30 protein-coding genes are annotated in these 24,530 nt (G+C 66.9%); 5 read left to right on the top strand and 25 right to left on the bottom strand.

Annotation, left to right across the window (positions count from 1 at the left end; all coding sequences use genetic code 11):
- Positions 1-189 precede the first annotated feature (189 nt).
- The 19 genes from ACIGA3_RS28785 to ACIGA3_RS28695 form a co-directional block, all read right to left on the bottom strand.
- Positions 190-3,057 (bottom strand): hypothetical protein, encoded by a 2,868-nt coding sequence (locus ACIGA3_RS28785; protein ID WP_399721203.1) that lies wholly within the window; start codon positions 3,055-3,057, stop codon positions 190-192.
- Positions 3,058-3,059: 2 nt separating this feature from the next.
- The gene (locus ACIGA3_RS28780; protein WP_399721202.1) at positions 3,060-4,268 is read right to left on the bottom strand and encodes a hypothetical protein; all 1,209 of its coding nucleotides are present in this window, start codon (positions 4,266-4,268) and stop codon (positions 3,060-3,062) included.
- The gene (locus tag ACIGA3_RS28775; RefSeq protein ID WP_399721201.1) at positions 4,265-9,220 is read right to left on the bottom strand and encodes a hypothetical protein; all 4,956 of its coding nucleotides are present in this window, start codon (positions 9,218-9,220) and stop codon (positions 4,265-4,267) included. The genes ACIGA3_RS28780 and ACIGA3_RS28775 overlap by 4 nt, the downstream gene beginning before the upstream one ends.
- A 369-nt stretch (positions 9,221-9,589) precedes the next feature.
- Positions 9,590-9,985, bottom strand: coding sequence for a hypothetical protein (locus ACIGA3_RS28770; RefSeq protein WP_399721199.1), 396 nt, complete (start codon positions 9,983-9,985; stop codon positions 9,590-9,592).
- A 27-nt stretch (positions 9,986-10,012) separates the two neighbouring features.
- Positions 10,013-10,588, bottom strand: a complete 576-nt coding sequence (locus ACIGA3_RS28765) for a hypothetical protein (protein ID WP_399721197.1) — start codon at positions 10,586-10,588, stop codon at positions 10,013-10,015.
- Between the two features lie 30 nt (positions 10,589-10,618).
- Positions 10,619-10,786, bottom strand: coding sequence for a hypothetical protein (locus ACIGA3_RS28760; RefSeq protein ID WP_399721195.1), 168 nt, complete (start codon positions 10,784-10,786; stop codon positions 10,619-10,621).
- Positions 10,783-11,010 (bottom strand): hypothetical protein, encoded by a 228-nt coding sequence (locus ACIGA3_RS28755; protein WP_399721193.1) that lies wholly within the window; start codon positions 11,008-11,010, stop codon positions 10,783-10,785. The genes ACIGA3_RS28760 and ACIGA3_RS28755 overlap by 4 nt, the downstream gene beginning before the upstream one ends.
- The gene (locus ACIGA3_RS28750; protein WP_399721191.1) at positions 11,007-11,471 is read right to left on the bottom strand and encodes a hypothetical protein; all 465 of its coding nucleotides are present in this window, start codon (positions 11,469-11,471) and stop codon (positions 11,007-11,009) included. The genes ACIGA3_RS28755 and ACIGA3_RS28750 overlap by 4 nt, the downstream gene beginning before the upstream one ends.
- Complete coding sequence (locus tag ACIGA3_RS28745) at positions 11,468-11,836, bottom strand: hypothetical protein (RefSeq protein WP_399721189.1); 369 nt, start codon at positions 11,834-11,836, stop codon at positions 11,468-11,470. Before ACIGA3_RS28745 ends, ACIGA3_RS28750 begins: the two co-directional genes overlap by 4 nt.
- Before the next feature lie 77 nt (positions 11,837-11,913).
- Positions 11,914-12,243, bottom strand: a complete 330-nt coding sequence (locus ACIGA3_RS28740) for a hypothetical protein (protein ID WP_399721187.1) — start codon at positions 12,241-12,243, stop codon at positions 11,914-11,916.
- Positions 12,243-12,689 (bottom strand): hypothetical protein, encoded by a 447-nt coding sequence (locus tag ACIGA3_RS28735; RefSeq protein ID WP_399721185.1) that lies wholly within the window; start codon positions 12,687-12,689, stop codon positions 12,243-12,245. Before ACIGA3_RS28735 ends, ACIGA3_RS28740 begins: the two co-directional genes overlap by 1 nt.
- Before the next feature lie 2 nt (positions 12,690-12,691).
- A complete protein-coding gene (locus ACIGA3_RS28730; RefSeq protein WP_399721184.1) occupies positions 12,692-13,099 on the bottom strand; it encodes a hypothetical protein in 408 nt (135 codons plus the stop codon).
- Positions 13,100-13,161: 62 nt separating this feature from the next.
- Positions 13,162-14,070: a phage major capsid protein gene (locus ACIGA3_RS28725; RefSeq protein ID WP_399721182.1), complete on the bottom strand. Its 909-nt coding sequence runs from the start codon at positions 14,068-14,070 to the stop codon at positions 13,162-13,164.
- 127 nt (positions 14,071-14,197) lie between these two features.
- Positions 14,198-14,917, bottom strand: coding sequence for a phage scaffolding protein (locus tag ACIGA3_RS28720; protein WP_399721180.1), 720 nt, complete (start codon positions 14,915-14,917; stop codon positions 14,198-14,200).
- A 52-nt stretch (positions 14,918-14,969) separates the two neighbouring features.
- Positions 14,970-15,986, bottom strand: a complete 1,017-nt coding sequence (locus ACIGA3_RS28715; protein ID WP_399721178.1) for a hypothetical protein — start codon at positions 15,984-15,986, stop codon at positions 14,970-14,972.
- Positions 15,986-17,572, bottom strand: a complete 1,587-nt coding sequence (locus tag ACIGA3_RS28710; RefSeq protein ID WP_399721177.1) for a phage portal protein — start codon at positions 17,570-17,572, stop codon at positions 15,986-15,988. Before ACIGA3_RS28710 ends, ACIGA3_RS28715 begins: the two co-directional genes overlap by 1 nt.
- Positions 17,573-17,615: 43 nt before the next feature.
- Entirely contained in the window at positions 17,616-19,160 is a 1,545-nt protein-coding gene (locus ACIGA3_RS28705; RefSeq protein WP_399721175.1) for a hypothetical protein, read from the bottom strand.
- A 4-nt stretch (positions 19,161-19,164) separates the two neighbouring features.
- Positions 19,165-19,404: a hypothetical protein gene (locus ACIGA3_RS28700; protein ID WP_399721174.1), complete on the bottom strand. Its 240-nt coding sequence runs from the start codon at positions 19,402-19,404 to the stop codon at positions 19,165-19,167.
- Positions 19,397-19,951, bottom strand: coding sequence for a hypothetical protein (locus ACIGA3_RS28695; protein WP_399721173.1), 555 nt, complete (start codon positions 19,949-19,951; stop codon positions 19,397-19,399). The genes ACIGA3_RS28700 and ACIGA3_RS28695 overlap by 8 nt, the downstream gene beginning before the upstream one ends.
- 44 nt (positions 19,952-19,995) lie before the next feature.
- Between ACIGA3_RS28695 and ACIGA3_RS28690 the strand changes: the two genes are divergently transcribed.
- Complete coding sequence (locus ACIGA3_RS28690; protein WP_399721171.1) at positions 19,996-20,238, top strand: hypothetical protein; 243 nt, start codon at positions 19,996-19,998, stop codon at positions 20,236-20,238.
- Positions 20,239-20,654: 416 nt separating this feature from the next.
- Here the strand turns inward: ACIGA3_RS28690 and ACIGA3_RS28685 are convergent, their stop codons facing one another.
- The 5 genes from ACIGA3_RS28685 to ACIGA3_RS28665 all read right to left on the bottom strand — a co-directional run bounded on the left by ACIGA3_RS28685 (position 20,655) and on the right by ACIGA3_RS28665 (position 22,485).
- Positions 20,655-20,978, bottom strand: coding sequence for a signal peptidase I (locus ACIGA3_RS28685; protein WP_399721170.1), 324 nt, complete (start codon positions 20,976-20,978; stop codon positions 20,655-20,657).
- Between the two features lie 105 nt (positions 20,979-21,083).
- Positions 21,084-21,311: a hypothetical protein gene (locus tag ACIGA3_RS28680; protein ID WP_399721168.1), complete on the bottom strand. Its 228-nt coding sequence runs from the start codon at positions 21,309-21,311 to the stop codon at positions 21,084-21,086.
- A gap of 346 nt (positions 21,312-21,657) precedes the next feature.
- Entirely contained in the window at positions 21,658-21,948 is a 291-nt protein-coding gene (locus ACIGA3_RS28675; RefSeq protein ID WP_399721166.1) for a hypothetical protein, read from the bottom strand.
- Between the two features lie 12 nt (positions 21,949-21,960).
- Positions 21,961-22,137, bottom strand: a complete 177-nt coding sequence (locus ACIGA3_RS28670; protein ID WP_399721165.1) for a hypothetical protein — start codon at positions 22,135-22,137, stop codon at positions 21,961-21,963.
- Positions 22,138-22,146: 9 nt separating this feature from the next.
- Entirely contained in the window at positions 22,147-22,485 is a 339-nt protein-coding gene (locus ACIGA3_RS28665; RefSeq protein ID WP_399721163.1) for a hypothetical protein, read from the bottom strand.
- Between the two features lie 121 nt (positions 22,486-22,606).
- On the opposite strand from ACIGA3_RS28665, the gene ACIGA3_RS28660 reads away from it, so the two are divergent.
- The 4 genes from ACIGA3_RS28660 to ACIGA3_RS28645 are packed head-to-tail and all read left to right on the top strand — an operon-like array spanning position 22,607 to position 23,668.
- Positions 22,607-22,819, top strand: a complete 213-nt coding sequence (locus tag ACIGA3_RS28660) for a hypothetical protein (protein ID WP_399721161.1) — start codon at positions 22,607-22,609, stop codon at positions 22,817-22,819.
- A complete protein-coding gene (locus tag ACIGA3_RS28655; protein WP_399721159.1) occupies positions 22,816-23,097 on the top strand; it encodes a hypothetical protein in 282 nt (93 codons plus the stop codon). Before ACIGA3_RS28660 ends, ACIGA3_RS28655 begins: the two co-directional genes overlap by 4 nt.
- On the top strand, positions 23,094-23,336 hold the full coding sequence (locus ACIGA3_RS28650; RefSeq protein ID WP_399721157.1) for a hypothetical protein: 243 nt from the start codon (positions 23,094-23,096) through the stop codon (positions 23,334-23,336). The genes ACIGA3_RS28655 and ACIGA3_RS28650 overlap by 4 nt, the downstream gene beginning before the upstream one ends.
- Entirely contained in the window at positions 23,333-23,668 is a 336-nt protein-coding gene (locus ACIGA3_RS28645; protein ID WP_399721156.1) for a hypothetical protein, read from the top strand. The genes ACIGA3_RS28650 and ACIGA3_RS28645 overlap by 4 nt, the downstream gene beginning before the upstream one ends.
- A gap of 567 nt (positions 23,669-24,235) precedes the next feature.
- Here the strand turns inward: ACIGA3_RS28645 and ACIGA3_RS28640 are convergent.
- Positions 24,236-24,529, bottom strand: a complete 294-nt coding sequence (locus ACIGA3_RS28640) for a hypothetical protein (RefSeq protein ID WP_399721154.1) — start codon at positions 24,527-24,529, stop codon at positions 24,236-24,238.
- Between the last annotated feature and the right edge of the window lies 1 nt (position 24,530).

Genomic DNA, 24,530 nt, shown 5'->3' with positions numbered 1-24,530 from the left:
CGTTGGGGGTGTCGCATTGTCCGCACGTAGCTCGGTAGGTGGGCGGCAGGACGTTGGCGAAGAGGGTGGCGCGGAAGCTGACGCCTTCTACTGGGCAGCCTGGGGTGCGGCAGGTTACGTCTGCCTGGATGGAGGGCCATTCGTCTGTGGTTGGCCAGTCGCCGTTGAGGTCGGGTTTGATCAGTTCCATTACAGCCATCCCACGTGCATCCAGTTGATGTTTGTTGCGGTCGTGTTGGTTCGGTAGACCCAGACGGTGAGTCCGGTGCTTGTGACGTTGGAGACTGCGACGCCTTGTACGGCTGACCCGATGACGGTGGTGTTGGCCGTGGCGAAGGCGTAGAACGTGTCGCCCTTCGTGCCGAGTCCTGTGACGGTGGTTGAGGTGGGCGTGTTAGCGGCTGGGTTGATGGTGACCTGCCCGAACCCTCTGGCGTCGCTGTACCACTTGCCGTATTGGTACGTGCGTCCGTCGTTGCCGAAGAGCAGCCTGTTGTCGTTTGCACTGCCGTCCAGGTAGCCGACCTGTAGTTGGGTGGCGTCGGCGTACACCAGGCCGCCGTTAATACCGTCCTTGCTGTATCCGGCGTACAAGTTGTTGGGCTGGGCGTACACGTATCCGCCGCGTGTTGCCTGGGTGTTGTCAGCGCGGACAATCTGTAGTCGAGCGGCATTGGTGGTGAGGTAGACACGCGAAGTGATTTGGGTTCCGGTGCCGTCGTCGTAGGGCGAGCTGTTCATGCCGAGGTTGACGTCGGTGCCGGAGCTAACGGCGTTGATGTATCCGTAGTCGGTGCCGGTGTTGGCGTACCAGCGGATTTCCGGGAGCAGGGTGGAGCCGGGGTTGATCTCGATACGTTTGCCGCTGGTCCCGGACTTGAGGGTGCCGATGATGGAGACGCTTCCGTCGGCTCCGGCGATGGCGACAGTCTGTTGTCCGGCCGCGTTCCAGGCGCCGATGCCGCCGGAGTTGAGTTCGACGCGGGCTCCGGCGTCAGCGGTTTTGATGCGGGCGCCGACGACGAAGTCTGCGTTGATGACACCTGCGGTGACCTTGGAGACGGTGAGATCACTGATGTGGGCGTCGTCGATGAGGAGCGCCGTCGCCGTCGCGCTGTCGCTGGGGCCGGACTTGTTGCCGGTCTTGTCGACCGCGACGACCTTCACGTAGCGGGCCGATGTCTCCTCGACCTGCACCGTGTACACGACGGGGATCTGCGCCTGGATCATGCCCGCGTTGGCCGGGGTCTTACCGCACAAGGTTGTCGCGTCCGGGGTGAACGTCGGCTCATAGCTCACGTGGACTTCGAGGTGGTCGAGGTCCGACTCCAGGTTGAAGGTGCCCCCGGTGTTCTTCCCCAGCGTGTGCGTGATCTGCACCGCGATCCGTGACCCGGCCACAGTGGGCGGGGCCGGCGTGCTCGGCGGGATGTTGTCGGCGGAGGCGACGAAGGTCGTGATCGGGGACCAGGCGCCGGTGTTGCCGGTCTTGTCGACGCCTCGGATCTGAAGGTCGTAGCCGATGCCAGGTGACAGGTCTTGCAGCTGTGCGGTGGTTTGGTCCCAGGCGACGTTCATGGTCTGCCATTGGGTGGTGGGCGCGGCGAACGGCTGCTTCCAGATCTGGAGGTCTTGCCAGCGGACTTGGCTGACTTGGGACCAGGTGGCGGGGTAGATCATGTCGGTGTCGACGGCCCACCGGATCTCGTAGTGATCCCCGTCGAGAACCGTGCTGCCGTCGGTGTTGTTGGGTGCGTTCCACTGGAGGATGACGCGGGCGCGGGTGTAGCCGCGTGCATCAAGGTAGGCGGCGCCTCGGAACGGGGTGACGAACGTCGGCTGGCCGGGTGTTGAGGTGTCGGTGTTGGGGCGGGTGCCAACAGGTTCTGTGCCGGCGGTGGAGAGTTGGCGGGCGAAGTCCCCGACGGTCACTGTGGATGTGCTGTCGGTTTCCCATTCGACGTACTGGGTGAGGTCGACCCAGGCGCCGTTGTTGTCGCGGTAGGCGACGGTGTACTGGTCGGTGATCGCCCACGATGTTTCGGTGACCTGAAGTTTGATCGGGTTGATTCGCTGGCCCCGGAACGTGATCTCCGTCGTCGGGTCGACGAGCCCGGAGTCGGGGTTGTACACCCATACGCGGTCGCCGACCTGGAACGTGCCGTGCACGTCATAGTCGGCCGTCGAGAGGGTGAGCGCGTTCCGGGACGACGTGAACTGGCTGAGGGCAAGCTGAGCCCGTGTGCTGGCGTTCCCCGACGCCGTGTCCGACTCCGACACCAGGCGCGTGAGTTTCAGCGGGCCGCCGCGCAGGTTCTTGTACGGGGTGGACGGCGTGATGTCCGCGGTCCCCGTGGTGATGCTCGTGCCCTCCCCCTCCGCGAGGAGTACCACGCGGGTGCTGTAGTCCTCCACGTCGCGGGTGACGTCCATGCTGCCCGGCAGGGCGCGCATGAACATGTCCTCACCACTGGTGATGGTCGTGATCACGCACGTCGGGTTCGTGACGAACAGGTTGGCGTCCGGACCCGCATCCAGGGTGGCGTTGCCGTTGACCCGCCAGGACACCGGCACCGAGGTGGTGGACATGGTGTCGCACACGTAAGTGATCGCGTCGCGCGGCGACTCGTAGCGGTGGCTGCCTGTGTACTGGCCAGGCACGCTGTAGATGCTGCCCGCAGTGACCGCACCACTCGCGGGGAGGAGCATGTTGATGGCGGTAGCGAACGAGGCCGAGGCCGGCGCGACTGCGTTCTCGTAGACGTCGCCCTTCCCGTCTTCGTCACCAAGCCAGAACGCCATCCCGACCCCGCCGATCGACAGGTCGTCTTGGGGGGCGTTGGTGCGGCCATCATCCCCGATGGTGCGGGTGCGGAGGACACCGATATAGCGGGCGGTGGTGAGGAGCGTGTCCCCGTACTGTGCGGGGTCCAACCGTCCGGGAACGATGGCGACATGCCCGAAGTAGTCCAAGCTGTCGAGGACGTTACGGGGGGTTTGGGAGAGGAGCTTGACCTCCCACGAGCCGAGCGCCTTGAGAACTTCCTGAACGGCCATGGCTACCGCCTCACGCCGTAGATAGCCTCGGGCATCGCCGCGAAATACTGGTTCCGCAGTTCAAGGCCCGTATCCCCGGAGACCGCACCAGTGCCACCGACCTCAGCGCCGACCCAGAAATCCATCACGGTGACCGAGCTGAACAGGATGCCGCCATTGGCGTGGCCAACCCAAGTACGGGCGCTGCCTATGGCAAACCTGTTGCCGTTCGCGTCGTTCGCTGAGGCCCTCACATAGCCGTTGGCAGGGATCTGCGTGTTCGTCTCCAGCGTTGACCGGTAGACGGCAAGCGTCGCCGCCGTGCCAACCTGAAGGTAACCCTCCACCGTTCGAGAGCCGCGCCGCAGCGTGAGGTCGAGGGTTGCGCGACCAGGGTTCAGGCCCTTGACCAGGCGAACAATAGCCATCTCAGGATCATTACGGAGAAGGGTCGCTCCGTCCCAGGACGCTACTGACGCTGCCGAGCCGGCCACCGAGATGTTCCACAGCTTCGACCGGTATGCGCCCCCGCTGTAGGACTGCACGTCCAGAGTTGCCGATGCGCTGGGCGTGGCGTTTACGAGTCCGTTTGACAGGCTCCAGTCCGTGGCCGACAGGGGTACGTCAGCTCCGTACACCTCTTGCCCTGCCGTTGTTGTTACCCGCACGCGGCCCGCCAGGTAGGTGGTGGGTGGGCACCCCCACCGTGGGGAGACGTTCGCGGGGACGCTGCGGTAGACGGTGATGGTGCCGTCGCTGCTGGCGCGGGTCATGGTGGAGGGGTTTGTTGAGCCGGTGTAGTAGCCGTAGTGGCCGATGGGTGGGGCGTGCCAGCGTTCGCCGCTGCTGCTGTAGTCGTTGAGGCGGACGGCTCCGGTGAGGCGGGACTGGAGGTCGGTTTCGGCGTCACTGCCGACGCGTTCGAGGGAGACTTTCCAGTCGGCTGTGACCCGCTCGCCGCGGTTTTCGGTGTAGGTGGAGCTTGCGGCCTTGATCGTGTAGTAGCCGTTGCGTTCGGGTTTGTCGGTGAAGGTGACTGGGATGACCTGGCCCATGGTCAGGCTGTTGATGCCGTCGTGGCGGGCCACGACCTGTGCGCGGGTGAGCGGTGGAAACGACTCCTGCCCGTCGAGGTCAAGGGTGCGGGTGTCGCCGCCCGCCTCCGCGACATCGAAGGTTTCCCGCAGGGGGATGCGACCCAGCTGGATGTCACCCCAGTCGAATGCGCTCACTTACGGCTCCTGTCGTCCTGACGGATGGCTTCCTTCATCTCCTTGACCAGGGCCTGCGCGGCGGCGCGGCGGGAGGCGGGGCTGGAGAAGTCGAACGTGCCACTGACGGTGATGTTCTCGATGACGACACTGCCGCCGCCCGTTTGGCTGCTGGAGACAAGCTGCTCAAACATGACAGTCTGCTGCGCGTCCAGGACACGCTCCGGGCGCCCGGTCCGGTTGATCGCCATGGTGGCGCCGGGCTGAAGGATGCCACCGGAGTCGTACTTCGCGGCAGGTGCGAAGCCCCACTGGCTGGTGAACATGCTGTCGCTGTAGCCGCGTGCGCTCCTGCCCATGTGGACGCCTGCGCCGCCGCTGCTCTCCACGTTCATGCCGGCGAGGGTGCCTGCGGTGTGGCCGACGCCCGCGTTGGTGATGCCGATCATGAACGGGCTCTTGAGGTTGCGGATCCAGCCGGAGGGGGCGGTCGCGCCGAACGCCCCGGTCGCCCACCTGCGGTGCGGGCTTTCCCCGCGGATGACGGATTCGATCGCGGACATCAGACCCGAGCAGTCCCAGGAGGGGTTGCCGTTTCCGGCCCACTGGTAGGGCAGCCCGTTCTGGGTTTTCACCCAGGACACGGCGCGCTGTACGGCGGGCCCGCCGACGGCTTTCTTGTCCTCGTTGCCGAGGAAGCCGAGCATGCCATCCAGGGCCTTGTTGGAGAGGCCCTTGAGGAGGGTGCCGAGTCCGCCGCCGGGGATCTGGTTGATGAGCGGCCGGATGAGGCTGCTGATCGCCTTCTGCGCCGCGTTCTTGAGGCCGCCGATGACGAGGTCTTTTGCCCAGGAGGCGGCGCCGGAGAGGGCGCTGGTTACGGAGTTGGTGACGGAGCCGACGATGCCGCCCTTCGCGAAGTGCTGCCCGCCTGCCTGTTCGCGGCGGCGCTCCTGCCGCTGGGTGGGGTTGCCTCCGGTGCGGGTGGGCTTGTCCTGACCGAGCATGGCGTCGATGCCCCGGTGCCCACCGAGTTGAGCGACCTGGCCCTTGGAGAGGATGCGTTCGCCGGGGGTGAGCATGGCGGGCACGGTGTCGGTGTTACCCGAGCCGGGGACGACGCCGCCCTTGTTGAAGCCGAGGCTGATGGAGGGGAGGTTCAGCTTGCTGTTGATCTTTCCGGCGATGGTGTTCCACATCTTGCGGACGCCGTCGTTGTAGACATGGGAGATCACCCACTTGACGGGGCCGCCAATCTTGGACTGGATGCCTTTCCAGATCGTGCCGAGCGAGTCCCGGAGGGCGGAGAACGCGGACTTCATACCGTTCTTGAAGTTCGTGATCTTGCTGTTGATGGTGGAGAAGATCGACGTGACCTTGTCGCGGGCGGTGTTCCACATCGACGACCACGTGCTGGTCACGGACGACTTGACGCCAGACACCCAGTTAGAGATCGACGTCTTCGCGTTCGACAGGTTTGTCCTCAGCCCCGACCAGAACGACGACCACCGGTCGGAGACGGTCTTCCACAGCTTGCTCCAGGTGTCGACGACCCAGTTCTTCAACTGGGTGAAGATCTCCTTCGTCTTCGTCCACAGCTTGGTGAACCACGAGATGATCGCCTTGACGAGGTCGGGGATGATGCTGTGCCCGACCAGGACGTCATACATCCAAGTGAACTTGTCGACGACCCAGCCGACGGCCTTGGTGATGATGTCCGCGAACTTGCTGATCCAGCCGATCACTGTGGTGATGACCGGGACGAGGATGCCAATCGCGCCCGCCAGCGTCCCCGCCAGCAGTCCGGCCAGGCGTACCACCAGCGGCATCAGCGGGGTGAGTACCTGCATCACTAGAGTGAGCAGGGAGATTGACAGCTGGGCGATCGCTGGGATGAGTGGCATCAGTGCCGCGATGATCGGCGGAAACAGGGGTGCCAGCTGCGCGAACAGCGTCCCGATCATCGTGACAACCGGGATCAGCGCGGTCACCACGGGAACGAGAGCGCGTACCAGCACACCAACCACCGTGACCAGGGCATCCCCGATCACGGTAAGGACCGGAGCGAGCGCCGCGATGATCGTGCCGAGGAGTTCCCCGATCGGCGCCAGGAGCGGCATCACTGCCTGCACCAGCCGGATGATCACATCCCCCAGTTGTCCGGCCACCGGCAGCAGCGCGGTAATCACTGGCATGAGCGCAGTACCGAGGCTCTGTGCCAGCTGCGCAAGAACAGGGCCGAACTGCTCCGCCAGCTGTGTCACCACCGGAGCCAGCGCGGCCAGCAGCGGAAGAGCCGCCTGAATCACCGCACCCAGCGTGCCCGCGAGGAGCTTGGCGATCGCGTTGACGGCGGTAAAGATTGAGGTGAGGGCCTGCTGAACCTCCGGCATCGCCGTGACCCGGCGCAACTCCGCAAACACCGAGCCGAGCGCACCGAGCGCATCCCCGCCACCCGCGGCGGCGGCCTTCATGACGTTGCCGATCGTGCCGCCCAGGTCCCCGAGGAACTGACCGAACTGCTTCACCACCTCCACGGCCCCGTTGATCGAGTCCTCTAGCGCCCCCGACGCCAACCCCTTTGACAGCTTCTCCGAGATTCGGGTAGCCGCATTCCCTGCTGCCGTGGTGAGCCGCTCGAACGCCGGCGAGGCGGCGATACTGAGCTGGGCGAGCCCTTGGATGAACTGGCCGGGCACCTTGGCCAGGGGGCGTAGTCCGTTGTTGAGGCCGTCGAACATCTGCTTGAGCTGGCCGGTCCGGCCTAGGTTGGTGACCGCGTCGAACGCGTTCTTGGCCATGGTGTTGAGCACGCCTGCCGTGCCGACAAGGCCCTGCCGGAGGGAGGGCAGGATCGCCGTGCTCATGGTGGTGAACTTCTGACCCAAGCCGTTGAACAGCGTGTTCTGCACGTCCAGCTTCAGGGACCGCCACGCCTCGCGTTGGGCGAGGACGGCATTGACGAACGCCCGCGCGTTCGGTGCCAGCTTGGCCATCGCCTCGGCCGTCTTGTCGACCGCGGATGCCGACTTCGTCTGCGCGTCCGCGAGAGCCTCGGCTGCCTGCCGGGCGGCGTCCTGCGCGTCGGCGATCTGCCGGGCCCCGTCGGTGGCCGCCTTCGCCGCCGCAGTCTGGGCGTCGGCGACATCCCTTTGGGCTTTGGCGACGCGTTCAGCCCCGTCCTCAGCGGTCTTCGCCGCCGCAGTCTGGGCGTCCGCGACATCCCGCTGCGCTTTGGCTGTGCGCTGCGCCCCGTCGGTCGCCGCCTTCGCGGCCTCGTTCTGGCTGTCCTTCAGCTCCTTCGTCTTGTCGACGACCTTCTCGTTGGCGTCGGCGATGTCACCCTTCGCCTTGGTGACCTTCTCGCTTCCTTCGACCCCGGCAGCGTTCGCGGCGGCGGTCTGCTCCTGAAGGCGGACCGTCTCGGTCTGCTGCTCGGACAGGGCCTGCGCAGCCTGGTCGTAGCGCAGCTGCGCGCGCGCCAGCTCATCCTGCGACGCGGCAGCACCCTTGGCCTTGACCGCATTGAGGGACTTCTCCGCGTCCTGAAGGTCAAAGACCTTCTGCCGCTGGTCAAGCTGAGCATCCGCCAGACGCGAGTTGAGGTCTTCGAGGTCTTCGGCGGCTTCCTTCCGAGCCTCGTTCAAATCCTGCTGAGCACGGCGGGCATCGCGTTGGGCGTCGGCGAGGTCGCGTTCCGCCTGCTCCACCTGCTCCGCCGCCCGGCGTTGCGCATCCGCAACATCCTGGACGGTGTTCCGCAGCTCCTGCTGCGCGTCCCGGACGTCCCGGACCGCCCGCACGTTCGCCTCAGCGGCATCCTCGACCGTGTCCTTCAGGTTCTCCTGCGCATCCTGAATGTCCCGCGCTGCCTTCACCCGCGCCTCAGCAGCGTTGACCTCAGCATCCCGAACCGCCTGCTGGGCTTTCGCCAGCGAGCGTTGCGCAGTCTCCACCCGCCGCGTCGCCGACTCCGCAGCACCCGCCGACTTCTCGGCCGGCGCGAACGCTGCCTTGAACGCGCCGCCGATGCCGCTGAATCCGAGCTTGATCGCGGTGAACGCGGCCGCCAGCGACAGGACAGCAGGCACCGCCACCAGGGCGGCTGGGCCCATCGCGGCGAGGGACTGTCCGAGCGAGGCCGCAGTGGGCAGCACGCCGATGATCAGGGCGGCGATCTGCGCGATACGCGAGGACAGCAGGCCGATTCCTCCGGCGCTGCTGCTGGCGCTGCTGCCGAGGCTGGCCAGGCTGCCGAGCCCGGAGAGTCGGGTGCGGATGTTGACGTTGCGGTCGCGGGTGAGGAACCGCAGGCTCGTGTTGGCGGCTTCGGTGTCCGCGCGGGCCTGCACCGTCACCTGTCGGCGGCGTGTGAGGTTGGCGAGGCTGTCGGCGGCGACGCGGGTGTCGACGTCGATGCCGATGTTGACCTTGCGGCGTTGGGTGAGGTTGCGGATCTCGTTGGCGCCGACGCGGGTGTCGACGGAGGCGCGAATGTTGACGACGCGGTCGGCGGTGAGCTTGTCGAGTTTCTTCTTCGCCGCCGTGTAGGCAGCCTGCTGAATCTTGGGGAGGACTTCGATGGATCGCTTGCCGGAGAGGGAGGCGAGCTTGGCCTTGGTCCCGTTGTCTTTGAAGTCCGCGCTGATCTTGACGGTGCGGGGTTTCGTCAGCCGGGTCAGTCCGGCGGTGACGGCCTTGTCGTCCAGCTGTGTGGTGAGCTTGATCTGCCGTGCTTTGGTCAGGCGCGCGAGGGCGGTGGTGGTCGCCTTGTCGTCGAGGCGGGTGGTGAGCTTGACGGTGCGGGGCTTGACCAGGGCAGACAGGCGGGTCTTGGCGTCCTTGTCGTCCAGCTTGGCGAGGACCGAGGCGTTGTTCTTCTTCGCCTTCAGCCGGTCCATGGCCCGGTTGTAGCCGGACTCGTCGGCGGTGACCTCGACGTAGCCCTCAGCGATCCTAAAGCTGCCCGCCACCTGTGGTTCCTCCGCTCACCACTCCGGGGAACATGACCCGGAACGCCGTCAGGCTGACGTCCTTGACGGCTCCATCGCCCTGCCTGCTTGGCGGGGCTTCGACGTGTGTGCGGGTTGGGGTACTGCTCTGTGGCTGCTCGCGTTCTTCGTCGACGCGGGCGGCCATCACGCCCTGGTAGGCGGTCAACCTGTGGGCGAGGGCGAAGTAGCGGGGGCCACTGACCTCTTGCTCAAGGAGGTCAATGCCATAGATCGCTAGGAAGTCGGCGTCCAGATCGTCCTCGTGGTCGAGGACCCACGTGATCTGTGCCAGCCGGTCCGCGATCGCATCCAGCCACAGCTGCCCATAGGCCCAGGTCCGGAGGCTGGTCAGCCACGCCCGGCTTTTCCCCCCTTGTCTTCCTGGTTGCCGAGGGCCTGCTTGACGATGATGTCGATGATCGATTCGAGCTGCTCGCTGGTCAGGGCGTTCGACTCCTCCAGCGCCGTGTACGCGTCCTCACCCAGCACGCGGATGAGGAGAGGCGCGGTCGCGAGTTCGTGCCCGACCTGGGCGGCCTTCCGCAGGTACTGGAGGGCGACGCCCTTGGGGATGGTCTTGGGGATCGTGTACTCGGTGTCGCCGATGTAGAAGAGCGGCACGCGCTCCTCGGGCACGTTGTCGTCGGCTGCGATCCGGATCGGTTCGAAGTCCACCGCGCCGCCCGCAGGCTTGGCGGGGGTGCGCTTGCGGGCGGCGGCGGTCTGACGGGTGGTGGATGCCATGGGTGGTACTCCTAGCAGGGGTGGGGGTTAGGTGGTCTGGTCGACGATGTGCAGCGGGCTGATCGACGCGGACACGTAGTGGCCGGAGAACTTGACGCCGTACACGGTCTGCTTGTCCTTCGTATACGCAAGTTCGACCGCGTCCGTGCTGAGGGACTTACGAAGGATGACCCGCCGGATGAAGGGGTTGGCGCCCGGCGCCCAGCCGTCGAACAGGAGCGCCTTGTAGTTCGGCTGGGTGGCCGCGCTCGCGAAGGACGGGTCGAACGATGCGTACCCGGCGCCCGACGCACTGGTGCCGCCGTTCAACGCCAGCGACAGGTTCCCGAGCGTGACCTCCGCCATCGATGTCTCGATCGTGAAATCGCGCTTCGTCAGCCGCGACCCGACCCGGTCGACAACCTGGTCGACCTCCAGCTCCGAGTACGACTGGTCGATGGACAGCTTGACGCCGTCCTGCGTACCGCCGACATCCGTCCAGCTACTCGCCGGCGGCGCGGTGTTGACAGCGGTGTCGGGGGGCTCGGCAGCCTGGAACGCTCCGGAGTACAGGGTCGCCGGACCCTGTACGAGATTTGTCGTAGTTACTGCTATGGGACTCACATCCTTCAGGCGGCGGCCGTGGTGGGCCGGTTACTGGTCCTTGGTGGTGGTCTTCTTCGGGGCCGTGGGGGTGGCCGCCTGCGGTGCGGGGTCGGGGTCTTCGAGGAGGAGGCCCTGGCGCTTCAGGTCGAGGTATTCGGCGTCGGCGACTTCGAGTTCCTGCCAGGGGCACTTGGTGGTTCGGATGCGATGGGTCATCGGAAGTCCTTGCGGTCGAGTGGCCAGGTCACGGAGGCGAGCTGGGGGTGGTAGCGGAGTTCCAGGGTTTGCTCGGGCGGGATGTCGCGGGGGCAGGGCACGACCCGCACCTCGCCCGCGACGAGGAACTCCATCTCCGCTCGGTTGTCGTGGACGAGGACGCGGCCGTTCCACGTGAGGAGGTCGCGGCTGATGGCGCCCTGGAGGGCGTAGAGGTGGCTCATGCCGGGGCCTCCGTCCAGGCGAGTACGAGACCGGGGATGCTGTAGCGGGCATACGAGGACGGGTCGTCCGGGATTCGGCGGTGTTCCCCGGTGGTGTAGGCGGACAGCACGCGGGCCTGCGGGTAGCCGTCCGGGAGGGTGAGGGCCTGCGGGATCGCGGAGTGGTTGTAGCAGGCGGCCTGCACTGCTTCCGCGAGGACGGCGGCCTTGTTCCACGGGGGTTTCTGGCTGCCGGGGTTGGCAGCCCAGCAGTCGACGCCTATCGCTGACTCGCGCAGTGGGGTGTACAGGTTGGGGGTGCCGCCGACGATGGTGACGGTGACGAATCCGTCGGCGGCCCACGACAGGCTGCCGTCCGTGCCGGGCTTGGGGAGCGTTGTGGAGACGCGGTCGCCGACCACGGTCTTCAGCCAGGCGATCGCTACCAGCTCGGGTGTTGCGCGTAGCACCGGTGTGGTCACGGCGTCCTCCGTCGTAGGAGGGCGGGACGCAGGTACGGCTGGGCGGCGGTGCCGGGGTGGTTGACCTTGGCGACGGGGTGATTCGCGCCGGGCCAGTACAGGGCTTTCTTGTTCCTCGGCAGGATGACGTGGGGGGCGGTGCCCATTTCCACGTAGGTGGCGTAGTTGCAGTCCAGGCTGCCGACCCGCAGTACTTTGCCCTGGACTTCGGAGCGCAGGCTTTCGGCGAGGCGGCCGGTCTTCTTGGGGGCGTAGGCGCGGGCGTCGTTGAGGATGGCGGGGCCGATGACGTTGTCGAGCCAGTCGTGGATGGCCGCGTCGACGTGCGTGCGTGCGGACGGGTCGATCCGTGTGGATCGCGTCATGGCCGCCTCCTCTCCGAAGGTGGTGTCGAGCTGTGGCCGCCTGGTCTCCCCGGGCGTGTGGCCCATGCGGTTGTTGATCAGGTGGTGCGGCGCAGGTCCAGTCGGATGTCGACGGTCAGCGTGGGGTTGGTCATGGAGGACACGGCGTCCACGCTGTAGACGGCCCCGGTTCGTTCGTCCCGGACGCGGTCTTGGTCGGTGATGTCGGTGCGGGCGGGGACGCGGGCGGTGGCGTAGCGGACGATGCGGGGGGTGGGATCGTCGCGGGTGGTGACCCGCCGCGTCTGCTCGGCCAGGGACGCGGGAATGCCCGTGTACACGGGCATATCTACGTTCTGCTCGTCCCCGTAGGCGTCGGTGGTGACGCCCCGCAGGATGCTGATCTGGGTAGTGGCGATGGCCTGCATCAGGCACCCCCCAGGCAGGGGGTCCACGGCTGCTGGTCGTCGCTGGCTTCCGCGAGCGGATCACCCAGCCACGACCCGGCGCCCTCGACTGCGGACCGGATGTGCACCGTCCTCGACCGCATCCATGACACCCGCCTGAGTGCGCGGGCGGCCATGGGTGCGAGGACCAGGCCGTCACCCGACAGCGTGGTAGAGACCTGATCCTGCTGGATCTGCGTGGCATCCAGCCGCGTCTCCAGCCCGAACTGGCCTGCCAACCACGCTGCTTGGTAGGCGACGGCCTGGCCCAGCCAGTAGAGATCCCGTGCCCGCATCCGCTCCCCATCGGGAAAGATCCGGTTGGAGAAGACCTCCACAGCCTTCTGCGCCTGGGCAAGCTGCTGATCCGTCACCGACACGCCCGTGGCGTCGATGACATCCTGCGCACTGCACCAGGCGTCGACCATGGTCAGCCGTCCTTGCCGCTGGTGTCGCCGCCGTCCGCCTCAACCACATCGCGCGGGGTGGTCGTCTCCTCCGGCGAGTGGTCGACCGAGGACGGGACTGTGTCCACGGAGTAGGTAAGAACCGTCGACACCCCGTTCGGGTGCGTCTCCTCCCCGTCGAAGCTCACGTCACCGCGCGGGTGCAGACCACGCTGGATCGCCTCGTTCACGACCGCGGCCGTGTTGCCTGCGTGCGCGGGGTCGTCGCCTGAGGTGGGCCAGCCGGCCGAGCCGACGACGAACTTCTTGATGTGTCGCAGGCCGTCGCTGCCGTCTGCTGACCGTTCGCTGACCTCGGTCTCAGGCTCACCGGCCTTCGCGGGGAACTGCCGCGCCCGCGCCACGCTGGGGTTGGTCTTCTTCGCTGCCATGGCCCACCTCCGATCTGGCCCGTACCGCCCGGAGCCGCAGGCGGTACGGGGTCACAGGTGGGTCAGCCGACGAGGATGGAGCCGCCTGCGGGGTGGCCGTAGGCCCAGCCCCTGCGCGCCCTCATCTTGAGGATGGACTCGTCGGTGAGCGCGCTGAGTCCGTCGCGGCCGTCGATGAACACGGATTCGGGGCCGGAGCGGATGCCGAGCTGCATCAGGTCGGTGGAGACGAAGGCCATGAGGGGCCGTCCGGAGGGGGCTGCGGTGGCGGTGGCGGAGAGGCGGGCGCCGAGGGACCAGGTGATGGGGACACCGAAGATCGTGTCGGGGGTTCCTGCGAGGCCCTTGACGAAGATGGGGTCGCCCTGGCTGTCCTTCACGCCACGCAGGCTCTTTCGGAAGGCGGGGTGGGCGATGGAGACCATGGTGGCGGGGTCGTAGTAGTCGCCGATTTCGACGTTGCCGATGGCGGTGGAGAACTCGTCGTAGGTCGGGGCGCCTGCGGCTGCGGCAGTGGTGATGTTGGCATCGGCGGTGTAGCCGAGGGCGGCGTCGGTGGTGTGGAGGAGCTGGTAGAGCGAGGTGAAGGGGACGCCTACGCCGGGTGCGGCGGATACGGCGAGGCTCGCGTTGTCGATGATCTTGGCGTAGCTGGTGGCCCAGTCGTTCATCTTCGTGGCGATGATGTTGGGCAGGGCGTCGTTGATGTCCTCTTCGGCGATACGGATCGCCTTACCGAACTTCTTGGCGTAGAGGATCACTTCGTCGTTGAGGGAGACGTCCTCGCCGTAGGAGCTGCCCTTGTCGACGATGTCGACACCCATGCCCGCCGAACGGGCAACATGTCGAGTGTCGGAAGCCATGGGAATGCGGGAGGCGAGGGCCTCGACCGCTGAGGTTCGGCTGATGCGGGTGATGACCTCGGAGCCGTACTCCTCCGGGATCCACGCCTCGGTTGCGTTGCGTGCCATGGGTGCCCTCCTGCGGGCGTCGTGATGGGGGTTTGAGTAGCGCGGCCCCATCACGGGCGCCTTCGCAAAAGGCGGTGGTTACTCCATCGCGGAGTAATTCACCTGGTGATGAATATACCTGCGGGTGTCAAGCCCGGCCGAGGATTCGTGCCGCATGCAGCTCCGCCGTGGTCTTCGGCTTCTCCGCAGCGGCAGGCTTCGGCGCACCCGTCGGCCGCACCTTCGGCTTCGCCTTGTCCTGCGGCAGCAGCTCCGGGTACTCGCCCTTGACCCGGTCCACCTCCGAGTCCACCCCGATGAGATCCCCGTCGTCGTCAACGGTCACGGCCTCCCAGTCGACCAGCCGCATGACCCGCTCCGGATTCGTGAACCCGGCCTCCGCCAGCGCGGCGCGCACACCGGCCTTCTTCATCGGCTCCCGGAACCGCCTCTCCCCCTCCTCGCGGGCCTCCCGGAGCGCCTTCTCATGCTCCGTCTCATCACCGCGGGCCTTTTCCTCCAGCTCGCGTGCGCGGAGCCGGTGGAGCTTGCCGTCGTCGTTGGCTTTCTTCAGTGCGGCCTGCGTCCGCTTCCACTCCGCCTCGGTCGGCGGCTTCCACTCCGGCTCCTTCTTTGCCGGCGGCTGGGGCTTCGGCGCGGGCTCCGGCTCGGGGTCGTCGGCGGGCTCGGGCTCCTGATCGTTGACCGGGTCCGGTGCGGGGTCGTCCTCGACCACAACATCCGGCTCGTCGGACTCGGCGCCGCCAGCGATCGGGTAGATCGGGCGGCCGTCCTGGCGGTAGCCGAGGATCAGGCCGGGGCGCACGCTGATGCCGTCGGCCTGGTTGGTGTTGGGGTGGATGCCCATGGTTCCTCCATCGCGGGGGTGTGGTCGGCTCCCATCACGGTTGCCGGGGGTTCTATGCGGCTGGTGCGAAGCTGCCGGTTCGGAGTGCGCGGCGTGCGCGTGCTTCCACGGCGGGCAGCAGGTCTGGTTCGGTGCGCAGGAGTTCGCGTGCGGCACGCAGGCGTGCGGTGCGGGATTCGGAGGGGCGGGCCTGCCCATAGCCGATCGACCGGTGCGCCTCACGCTGCAACGCGAGCGGGAACGGGACACCGCTCGCAGCCCAGGCGTCGTCCCAGGGGACGCAACGGCATCGGCAATGCGCGTGCAGGGGCGGCCCATCCACACCGTCCGCTCGCGCCTGCCGCTGTCGCGGGTCCCACGACAAGCCACCCGGGAACGAGGCGCCCGCCTTCGCGGTACGCCCCGTGTAAGCCAGGCAGCGGACACACGCGTCAGCCTCCGACACCCACAGCCGGAGCGGCGCAGTCGCCCGCACCACGGCCTGGAGCCCCTCGTGGAGCGCGGTGTTCACCACCCATGCCACATGCGCACGCACCGCAGGGAGCACCGCACGCGCAGCACCCAGCCCTGCCAGCATGTGCGACCAGCGCGACACACGATCCTCATGCAGCAGATGCAGCGTCCGATCCCGCCGTTCGGCCACCAGATCCCGCACCCGCCGCGCCTCATCCCGCAACGCACGCGACACCGACGGCACCCGCGGGTCACGACGACGCCGGCCGGTCACGGCGCGCACGAATTCGCCGCCCTGCCGTACCCCGAGCGCGAGTGCCGGACCGAGCCCGTCAGTAAGTGCGGCAGGCGCCCGCTCGCCGATACTGTCGAGGAGACGGCTAGCGGCAGCGCGTGCAGCGGCGATGATGCGGCGCAGCAGATTGCCGGGGACTGCCTGGTAGTTGGGTCCACCGAACGCTCGGGTCCACGCTTCGAGGGTGCGGCGAATCAGCTCCTCGAACGCCCGGTCCGAGCCGCGCAACGCACGGCCGGTGATCTGGTTCTCCAGGTCGACGACCTGGTCCGTGTGCTCCCCCTGCACCAAGCGCAGCAGACGCTCACTGGAGTACGGCATCAGCCTTCCTCCTGTGCGTTCGCGAGTGCTTCCAGGTCGTCGATCGCGCCGGCCATGAGCTGGGCAACCTGCTCCTCAGTGATCACACCCAAGGTCTTGGCCGCGCCGAGTTTCTGCGCCGAGTCCGCGAGCGAGGCGAGGACATCCACACGGCGTTGGAGCTCGGCATCGTCCGTACCCGCCAGCCAGGCGTCGACCTGCTCTGCGCGATACCCGGCCTCCATGAGTGCCTGCCGGCGCGGCACCCCAGCCTCGATCTTCGCCTTGACGGTCTGCCAGCCTTCGGCGGTGGATACGGAGCGGGCGGGCACCCAGTCGACGGTGATGACCGGGTCCTCAACACCGAGGCGACGGAGCGCGAACGTGAACGCCTCGTGGAGGGTGGCACCGTAGGAGGTCTGCCGGTTTTCAATCTTGGAGATGAACGGGCTGTCCTCCTCCTGGTAGGAGACACCGGACCGCTGCGAGGACTGTGGGTCGAACATGCGCAGCGGGGTCTCGCAGATCTGCGCCATCGCCCGCACGTTGAACATGATCGGGTCCAAGAAAACCTGCGGGTTGGCCGCCTCGAACTGGCCGACCGCCTTGTAGCCGCGGAGCAGCCACATCTCCCCCGGCCCGGCCTTCAGGCTGGAGTCGTCACCGATGTCCGACGGGCCGGCATCGGGGGTGGGCCAGTCATCGTCGTCGAAATCACTGGGGTCGAGGTCGCTGGTGTCGGTGGTCGCGGTCTCGGTGAGGGCGTACCGCTGTGGGGCGCCTTGGTAGTCGACGGTGCCCATGTGGGTGGCCTGGAGTTTGGTGATGGCGGCCTGGGGGCCGTAGGCGCCGTAGTGTTCGGGGACGCCGTAGGGGCGGTCCGTCCGAAAGTGGAAGACGGGCTGTTCACCCCACTCGTTCTCGATCCTCCACGACTCGGGGTCCTCCGGGTCGGCAGGCCACGGCATCCAGTCGCCCGCGTCATCGCCCCGCGCGTTCTTACCCGTCGTCCAGCGTTCTGTCAGCCCGTCGATCAGCACCTCGGCCCGCAAGTACGGGCCGTCACACCAGCGTTTGATTGTCATCCGCTTGCGGCGGGGGTTCTCCTCGTCGTAGATCACACGGACCGTCTGCGGGGAGTTGTAGAACATCTCCACCCGCACCACCCGCCCGGTCTCGTCCTCGACGGGGAGGACCATCAGGTAGGCGTCGCCGTACTCGCCGGCCCGGCGGAACAGGTCGGGCAACTCCAGGTTGAGTTGGTTGTCCTGCCAGATCTTCGAGATGAGCTGGTTGGTTGCCTTGTCGGGGCTGGTGATGGAGGCGACCTTCAGTCGGTTGGTGACCGCGTTGACCGGCGTTTTGGCGAAGTTGAGGTCGAAGTCGATGCGGTGCGCGGCGAGAGCGCGGCGCAGCCGGACACTGGTGAACACTTCGGGCACATTGCCGTCGTAGTACGCCTCGGCCTGGTCGTAGCCGGGCCGAGCCTCTGACAGCTCGTGGATGCCGTACATGAGGTCGGCGCGCGGATCGACGTTCGCCTCGTCTTCCAATGCAGCCTCCACTCTTTGCCTTTGAATCGAAGGATAGACGGTCGAATCAAGCACGTCACATAACCACACAGGCGGTGCGAGCCTTCGAAGTGCAGGATCAGACGTAGGAAGCGCGAGACGCAGACGGCGCCTGACCCTTCACGGCAGGAATGAATCTCCTCACCGCAGACCCCACCGCGTCCACAAGGTCGTCATTCGGCGCCTTCGGGAACGCACACTGCTGCTCCTCCAACTCCCGCAACCTGCGCGCATGCAACACCCGGCCACGCTGATACAACCCGAGCACACCCTCAGCGCGAGTGAACTTCGGCTCCGTCTGCGACACCGTCTTCACCCTCACCGGCATCCCGTGAAAGACGGCCTTCCACACGTCATGCCCCTGATTCACCTCCACCAGGATCAGCCCAATCCGCGGCCACTCATCCAACAGAGCAAGGACTCGCTCACGTAGCTGCTCACCCGGCGGGATCTTCACCGCCAGCGCCTCGTGCACCGTGCACCGCCGATGCTGCGCCGACCACGACACCACCGCCAACCCCGTGAAGTCCGACTTCCTCTTCGCCGTGACCGCAGGGTCGATCGACAGCATCATGTGCGTCACCGGGTCCGGACCGTCCGGGCCGGGATAACGGAAGTCATCCACGGTCCACAGGTCACCATCCGACCCCATCGGGTCGTTGGCGTAGTTCTTCGCGAACGACCTCGTGTGCTCAATCGACTTCAGATAGGCGAGCGGCCACTTCGCCGGCCAGACACTCCGCTCGTAGCCGCCCGCGGTCTTGATGATCGGCGGGGTGTAGTGCGCGTTGAAGCCTTCCTCGCGTACCCAGTCGGCGGTCTCCACGCTGCGGGCGTGCTTGACGAGCTGGTGCACGATGCTGCCGGGCATGGTGACGGTGCCGGAGATGACAACGCGGGCGTACACGTTGAGCGGAAGGATCGCATCGATCAGGGTGGTGCGTCGCTTCCGCGCCAGGTCGGGCGAGTACGACGACTCGTCGGGTTCGATGTCGTCCAGCAAGAGCAGGTCGGGGCGCTGCTCGCCAACCTTCATACCGAGGCTGGAGGAGTCGATACCGCGGGCCGCGAACACGAACCCGTTCCCGGCGATGTACATCGACTGCGTGTCCGCGACGCTCGACCCGGACGGCCGCTTCGCGGGGGCGCATAGGTCGGGGTAGTCGCGGCGGAGGAGTTCGTTGGAGTCGACCTCCCGCTTGAACGATCCGAGGTGGGTTTCCGCCTGGGTGGCGGACGCGGCGAACGCGGCAGCGAACTTCACGTGCCCGTGCGCGGCAGCCCACGCCGGCAGGATCAGAAAGAACCACGTGGACTTGCCCATGTTCCGCGGTGCGATGTACGCGTCCCGGTTTTCACCCGGCCCGGTAGGCGGCCGGACCCAGCCGCGTGCGGCACGGCACCAGTCAAGGTGGGCATCGCCGAACGTGATCCGCCCCTCACTGTCCTTCAGGTGGTGACGGAGGTAGACCAGGGCGAACAGCAGCGGATTGAGTCGGGTGAGGGTGCGCCGGCCTTCGGGGTCGGCGAGGAGCCGCGGGTCGTATTGGGCGAGGTAGGTGTTGAGGTCGAAGGTTTCCGCGTCGAGACCTTCGAGGTAGCTAGGCGTGCAGAGAGCCGCCATAGGGTCATACCTCGTCGTCGCGGCTGCTGATGTAGCCGCCGTTCTCGATCTCCAGGGCGGCTGTGAGCATGCCGAGGGTGGTGATCCAGTCGAGGGATTCGCTGACCGCCTTGACGAGGCTGACGGTTCCGTCAGTCTTGACGATCTTCAGGATGATGTGGGCGTCCGTCGGCAGGTCGCCCTCGTCTAGGTCGATGGTGACGCCGAGCGCGTCGAGGAGCTGGCCGATCTTCTGGTCAGGCATCGGCGCCGCCGTCGACGATGTTCTGCTCTTCCATCTGCATGGCGGCTCTGGCGTCGCGCAGCATCTCTTGCAACTCCAGGTCCTGCTGTGTGACTTCGGTGACGATGGCGTCGACCTTGAGTGCGGCATCGAGGCCGAGCAGCTTCCGGAAGCTCTCGCGCGCACGCAACGCCCTGTCGATGGCGCGGAGCTTGATGTCGTGGTCCGGTAGGGGGTTGCCGTCCTGGTCGTAGACGATCCGGCCGTGGGACACCATGACGTGGTCGGCTTGGAGGATGTCGAGTACCTCGTCGTACATGGCCTCTAGGCGGGTTACTTCGAGGTCGACGAGTTCTTTGGCGGGGCCGAGGCAGGCGTCGCGGATGGCGCGGCGGACTCCGACGCGGGCGTCGGAGCGGTCGGTGTAGCCCAACTGGTCGGCGATTTTTTGGTAGGTGAGCCCTTGGGCGCGGAGGCCGGCGGCTTCGGCGTCGCGGCGTGCGTTGTCGAGGGTGCGGACGAATTTGCCTTTGCCGCTGCGGGCACGGTCTCCGGTGGGGTGGGTCATGGGATGCCTCCTGCCAGCCTGTTACCTTTGAATCGTAGGCCAAAGTGCAGATTTGGCTGCGATTCGACGGCCGAAAGGTGGTGTTGGGGATGGTGTCCGACCGAGGCGGATGCTTCGGCTTCGTCTACCGCGCACGCTTCAAGGTGTATGCCGCCCTCCGCCGCAAGGGCATGTCGAAGTCCAAGGCTGCCCGCATCAGTAACGAGGGGTACACCCGCGCTGGCCGTTCGATGATGGGGCGGAAGGGCGTGCGCACGAGGCGGGCGCGCGGCCGTCAACGCCGCTGAGCGTGGCGGCTGGTGGGGCCCTGGAGGCTGTGGCGGCATTCCGGGGCCTCACTCGTGCGCGGGGGTTTCTCGTGAACCTCTGGCCCAGCTCAGTGGTGGCGGTTAGCATCCCCGGATCGCACGCATCACGGGCGTGCCGTGAGGGGGGATCACGATGGCTGGCTGCAGGGATTGCCGGACGTGCACGATGCCGGGTTTCGCGCGGATGGGGCAGAGCCTGGGTGCGGGGTTCGGGCATTTGATGACGTGCGGGATTTCGTGGGTGGTGAAGCGGGGCGCGATGTCGCATTGCCCGCAGTGCAAGCACCTCCGGTCACGGCATCAGCGGCGTGCGGATGGGTCGTTTATCGACTGAGCTCGCGCATGCTGGAGGCCCCGATCCCAGACTGGGATCGGGGCCTTTGCCGCGCGGCGGGTCAAATCTGCCTGGGGCCGGGCTGCCAGCGGATGGTGAGGACCGTCGAAGCCTCCACCGCCCACCACGTGTGGGTAACACCGGGCGGCCATTGCACCCAGTCACCCTGCTGACGCAGTTCCACAGTGCCGTGGCCGGGGAAGTCGAGCACAAATCGGCCGTGGATGAGGATGGCCACGCTGACGGTTTCGGCTGGAGCAGAGAGGGCGGGCCGTTGGTCGCCTGCCGGGTGTATGCCCCACTTCATGGCGAGCCCCTGGGTGGGATCACCAGCTGCCTGGTTGAGGAACCAGCCTTTGTGTGCGCGACCGGTACGGATGGTCATGACTACCTCCAGGTGCGGGTCAGGGCCCACCCCAAGCCGGGCCCGGACTGCGGTTGGCGGTGGGCAAGTTCCGACACGGTGACCCCTTTCGGCGGCGGAGGGCTGTTACGGGTGGCGGTAGCCGGTGAGGAACTGGTGGACGCGCCGTGCGGATGCCGCGAGGTCGGCGTCGGTGTCGTTGGCGCGCTCGGCGAGGGTGTCGAGCATGTCGAGGGCGCCGTCGATGCCGTACTCCAGGTTGCTGATGCGCTGGGTGTAGCGGCGGTACTGGGCCTCTTCCTGTTCGGCGGCCATCTCGGTTTCCTCGTGGGTCTCGAACTCGGTGTCGCTCATGGCGGGGCCCTTTCGGTGGCGGTGGGTTGAGGATAGGGCGGGGTTAGATGGGCTGGCCGTCGCAGTCGCGGTAGCCGTCCGCGCTGCCATGAATGCCGAGGCATTCCTCGTGCGCGTCATCCGGCTCGGGATCGTCGGCGGGGTCGGTTTCGATGAAGTTCATTGGACCTCCTAGTTGAGGGCTAGGTGCGCAGAGCGCTCTTCCACGCGTTCCGCTCGGACCTCTTCACCCGTCGGCGGGCCAGCTTGCGATCCCGGCCGGGCGGCTGGCCGCAGCACGAGCAGTCACGGCCACCGGGACCGTCGGGGCAGTTAAGGCCGATCATGCGAGGCATCCGAGTCTCCTTCAGAGCGTGTTGACGAGGTCGCTGTAGGGGTCGTCGAAGTCGACCAGGCTGCCGTTCGCGGGCGCGGCGGGGGCAGCGGCCGGGGTCTTGAGGTCGCGGGCGAACTCGGCGACCATGTCGGCGGCGTCCGGCTCGGTGTCGGTGATCCAGTGGTAGGCCGGCTCGTGACGGGGCGCGTTGCTGTCGAACGTGGACTGGATGAGGACCCAGCCCTCGACGAGGAAACGGCCGTTGGGCAGCTGGATGGCGGTGATGAAACCGCCGGGGCACGGGGTGAAGGGGGCGAGCATGCGGGGTCTCCTTCAGCGTCGGGTGTTGCGGCTGTCGATTTCGTCGCTGATCCGGTCGGCCAGGTCGGCGTGGAACTCCTTCACGCTCTCGCTGCTTCCGTAGGTGTCGGTGGTCAGCAGGAGGCAGGCTTCGCGTTCATCGCGGAGCCCGTCGGTGGACATGGCGGCGAGGTTGTCGGAACGGGGCATGGGTGTCTCCTAGGCGGCGAGGGTGAGCTTGGTGGCGGTGAGCTTGTAGGCGGGCTTGCGGGGCTTGTAGAGGGCGGCGATCCGGGCGACGGCCTGCACGGTGTAGCGGGTGCACTGGCGGGCGCGGCCGTGGGTGTAGGAGGTGGAGGGGGTTCCGGTGATGCCCGCACGGGCGGCGTTCTTGCGGAGGCTGCTGGCGACGGTGCGGGCTTCCTTGATACCGAGTCCGGCGGCCACACAGTGGGCGGCCAGCGTGCCGACGCCGTGGCGGCGGATCTTGGCGGCGGCGCGGTGGGTGCGGGTGCGGTCGCGGAGGGTGCGGCGGGCGGTGCGGGTGCTGGCGTTCACTGGGTCCCCCTTGGTGCGGCACTTGATGGCTACACGCTATGCCTACTCAGACCTCACGTCAACCATGTTGGCACATTGAATCCGCCTACCAAAGTGGCATACTGAGGGGATGGATACGCCCATGACTGACGAAGAGAAGATCGCCGAACTGGCCCGGCGCACCCAGCGCATGGCCGACGACAAGGCATGGATCTTCAAAACGATCCCCGAGGTCTTCCCCGAAAAGCACGGCGGCGAGCAGGTACGCGGCCGCCTCACCGCCGTCGTCAAAGCCACCGGCTTCACCCGCGAATACGTCGCCCGCATCCGCGACGGGAAGGTCAAGCCCTCATGAGCGCCCGCGATCGACTCGCCGACGCGTTGAGGAACCCCGAACTCGTCGGGTACGACGAGGAGGGGGCGGCCGAACTCATCGACACCTTTGCGCACGAGCTAGCCGAGCAACTCCGGGCATGGGGAGAGGACGGCGGGAAGCGGCTCGCGGTCGACGAGCAGGATCTTCCCCTCCACCGATCCCCGTTCTTCATGTACGAGGATGCTGACGTGGCCGCCGGCCTCATCGACCCGTTCACGAGCGAGCGCCCGGTGGGCGGCGAGGAGGAGACCCCATGAGCGCAGCCAGGGACAGGCTTTGGGAGCTGTGCCAGACTCCAGACACGGCGTCAGCCTTCGGTGATGCGCTGGATGACCTACTGCGTGAACATGCGCAAATGCTAGCCAGGCGAATCCGAGCCGAGCGGGGTTCTACCTCACTGGAAAGCGGCCACCACTTCTTCAATGGCATGGACTACGCTGCCGGCCTCATCGATCCGCACGCGGGCCCGGTGCGCCCGGACGAGGAGCCCACGTGAGTAACGTGACCGACGTGTTCATCATCATCGGTGATAGTCAGGATGGCTTGGCTGAGGAAGTCGCCCCGAAGGTGGCGGAGACGGTCGCCGAGTTTGTCGACGGCGTCAACACCGACATGCCGATCATCAGCACGAACCGTGATGACTGGCACCTCCTCCAGGGCGGCAGGAAGGGAGCTGGTGGCGCGGCTATCTGGTTCGGCTGGAATTACGGGCACCCTGACCAACTCACCGAGCACCTCAAAAAGGCAGGGTTCAAGCACATCACCGTGTGGTCACAGCACGAGATCGACGGAACCGAAGGCATCCCGCCGACCGTGACCAGTTGGTAGCCCCACCGCATGACGGAGGCCCCGCCCGGAATCCGGTGCGGGGCCGTTCTACGTCTACGCGGCAGCCGTGCGGGGGAGACAAGGCGTGCGATCGCCCGCGCCCACCAGGGGCCACGCGGCTGCCGCTGATCAAGACGCTACGCCCCAGCTCGCACGCCTGTCACCACCCGTACAGCAGAAAGGCCCCGCCTCGACGGGGGGATGCGAGGCGGGGCTGAATTCAGTGTCGCAGCAGTGTCAAACAGTCGGCTGGCCCACACGGACGGGGAGGTCGTGGCCTGCCGCACGCAGGGCGGCCTCTAACGCGGTCTGCGCACCACTGTCCTGCCACGCTTGGGTGCGGGCCGCAGTGTCGAACCGCAACCGCACTGCGCCGTCGTGCAGGTCGACGGTGGCGCGGGCCAGGAACAACCCGGTGACGTGACGGCGGCGATCGGCAGCGTCACGCACAGGCGGCCACCACACGGGAACAGGCACGGTGTCTCCTACTGCTGGTTGGCGGTCTTAGCGATGAACCCGTTGGTGGCACGCCCGTGGGTCACTCCACGGGAACCCATTGGATGACGGTCACCGGGCGCTCCTCCACTTCGGTCGCCTCTCCGTGTCGCCGTACCAGCCGTGGTTGTCGGGCATCCCGCCGCCGACCTCGAAGTCCCCCATGTCAAGCTCGGCCTCGTATTCGACGGCGTATGTGCGGCCGTCGTCGGGCGCATGGAAGATGCAGCGGCGCAGCGCCGTGTACTTCAGCACGGTCACCTGCTCGTCAGCGAGGACATGCTCGTCGTACTCGATGTCATCAGGGTCATCCGGCGGGACACTGAGCGCGGCCAGTGCTGCGATGGTGAACTCTCGAACAGGCATG

This window comes from Streptomyces sp. NPDC085596 (assembly GCF_044541565.1).
Lineage (GTDB): Bacteria > Actinomycetota > Actinomycetes > Streptomycetales > Streptomycetaceae > Streptomyces.
This window is presented reverse-complemented; position numbering and strand designations above follow the sequence as displayed.